Below are 1,788 nucleotides of genomic sequence, written 5' to 3'. Positions count from 1 at the left end.
CCTCATGGACGATGCGCAGGTGCGTGCCGCCGGAAACCGTCGGGTCGAGCGTGAAGGTGACGATGCTGTCCAATCGGCCGTCGAGCGGCACTTGCCGTCCGCCATTGCCTTTGCTTGGCCGCTCGCGCCAGGAATAGCGCAGCAGCCTGCCGGGCTCGGCTTCGAGGATTTCGCACTCGATCGGCGCCTCTGGCCCGTCAAAGGCGAAACGGCTGCCCACTTCGGGAGTGATGTCGTTCGGCATCATCCAGGCCGCCAGCAATTCCGCTTCGGTCAGCGCGCGCCAGACTTTTTCAGGCGGATCGGTAAGCTCGCATTCGAAGTTGAGCGACGCATCGGCAGGAGGACGTTCGGTTGCCGTCATTGGTCCATTCCCTTCAAAACTGTCTTCAGTTTCTCGATGCGTTCCGGCCAGAACGCGCGGTAGCGCTCGATCCAACCGAGCAGCGGCTCAAGCCCTTCCGGCGCTGCGCGGTAATAGGCATTGCGGCCGGCGCGCCGCTCGACCACCAGGCCTGCGCCGCGCAGCACCGCCAGATGCTGCGACACCGCCGGCTGCGACACCGTCATGCCGATGCGCAGCTCCGACACGGTCATCTCGCTGGCGACCAGCCGCTCGTAGACGGCGCGCCGTGTCGGGTCGGCCAGCGCGCGGAAAATCTCTGCCTCAATCATGGCAGAAGCATAAGTCGATACTTATTGATTTGGCAAGCGCTGTTTACGAACCTTGCGGAAGCCAGCGCCTCACCAGCCCGGCCGCTCCATCGAAGGTGGCCTCGAAGATCGGCGACGCCAACACCGCGTGGATGTGAAGCGGTTCGTCGCCGACGTTGCGGAAGCCATGTTTCCTGTGCGCGGGGACGATGAGAGACTGGCCTGACGTCAGGACGCTGTGCTGGTCATCGATCCACACCTCGGCCATCCCGGCGACGACCGTGAGCACCTCCTCGACCGAATGCCAATGGGTCGGGGCGCCGACCGTGGGCTCGACCCATTGTTCGAATATGCAGAGTTGCGCCGCGCCGTTGCTGGCCGATACCAGCATGCGTGTCTCGACGCCCGCCCGCCATTGCTCGCGCTGCTGGTCCCCATGTGCGATCGACTTCACCTGGCACCCCATCCGTTCCCGATCACGTGGAAATTCCGGGCCGGAACACTACATGCTGCTGACAACCATTGACAGCGCATCGCCCACATCATAGAACGAAAAGAGAACAAAAACCTTGTGGGAAAAGCCAGTCACGACGGGCGGCGATTGCCCGCAAGCTGTAAGGTGCGGCGTCAAAAATTTGTTTCGGATGAGCGCGGAGAAGTACGATGGCGGGTAGCATCAACAAGGTCATTCTGGTCGGCAATCTCGGGGCGGACCCGGAAATCCGCCGCCTGAACTCGGGTGAGCCGGTCGTCAACATCCGCATCGCCACCTCGGAAAGCTGGCGCGACAAGAATTCCGGCGAGCGCAAGGAAAAGACCGAGTGGCACAACGTCGTCATCTTCAACGACCAGATCGCCAAGGTGGCCGAGCAGTATCTGAAGAAGGGCATGAAGGTCTATGTCGAGGGCCAGTTGCAGACGCGCAAATGGCAGGACCAGACCGGCAATGACCGCTACACGACCGAGGTCGTGCTGCAGAAATTCCGTGGTGAGTTGCAGATGCTCGACGCGCGCGGCGAGGGCGGCGGTCAGGTCGGCAGCTATGCCGGTGGCGGCAACAGCAGCCGCGGCTCGGATTTCGGCCAGTCCGGCACGAACGACAGCTTCAGCCGCGGCGGCGGCGGTGGCGGCTCC

General features: G+C 63.1%; 4 protein-coding genes. 1 reads left to right on the top strand and 3 read right to left on the bottom strand.

Going from position 1 to position 1,788, the window contains the following annotated elements:
- The 3 genes from EOA33_RS34645 to EOA33_RS34635 form a co-directional block, all read right to left on the bottom strand.
- The coding region (locus tag EOA33_RS34645; protein ID WP_145989481.1) for an SRPBCC domain-containing protein at positions 1-364 on the bottom strand (364 nt) is incomplete at its 3' end.
- Entirely contained in the window at positions 361-675 is a 315-nt protein-coding gene (locus EOA33_RS34640; RefSeq protein WP_126054750.1) for a metalloregulator ArsR/SmtB family transcription factor, read from the bottom strand. The genes EOA33_RS34645 and EOA33_RS34640, both read right to left, overlap by 4 nt.
- A 43-nt stretch (positions 676-718) precedes the next feature.
- Positions 719-1,108 (bottom strand): cupin domain-containing protein, encoded by a 390-nt coding sequence (locus EOA33_RS34635; RefSeq protein WP_245455471.1) that lies wholly within the window; start codon positions 1,106-1,108, stop codon positions 719-721.
- Positions 1,109-1,317: 209 nt separating this feature from the next.
- Here EOA33_RS34635 and ssb point away from each other — a divergent pair.
- The coding region (gene ssb, locus EOA33_RS34630) for a single-stranded DNA-binding protein (protein ID WP_127407644.1) at positions 1,318-1,788 on the top strand (471 nt) is incomplete at its 3' end.

Origin of the sequence: Mesorhizobium sp. M4A.F.Ca.ET.050.02.1.1, from assembly GCF_003997725.1 — a bacterium.
Taxonomy (GTDB): Bacteria; Pseudomonadota; Alphaproteobacteria; order Rhizobiales; family Rhizobiaceae; genus Mesorhizobium.
This window is presented reverse-complemented; position numbering and strand designations above follow the sequence as displayed.

Coding starts and splice junctions, on each gene's coding strand:
- EOA33_RS34640 (WP_126054750.1), bottom strand. CDS start 675: ATGATTGAGGCAGAGATTTTCCGCGCGCTGGCCGACCCGACACGGCGC.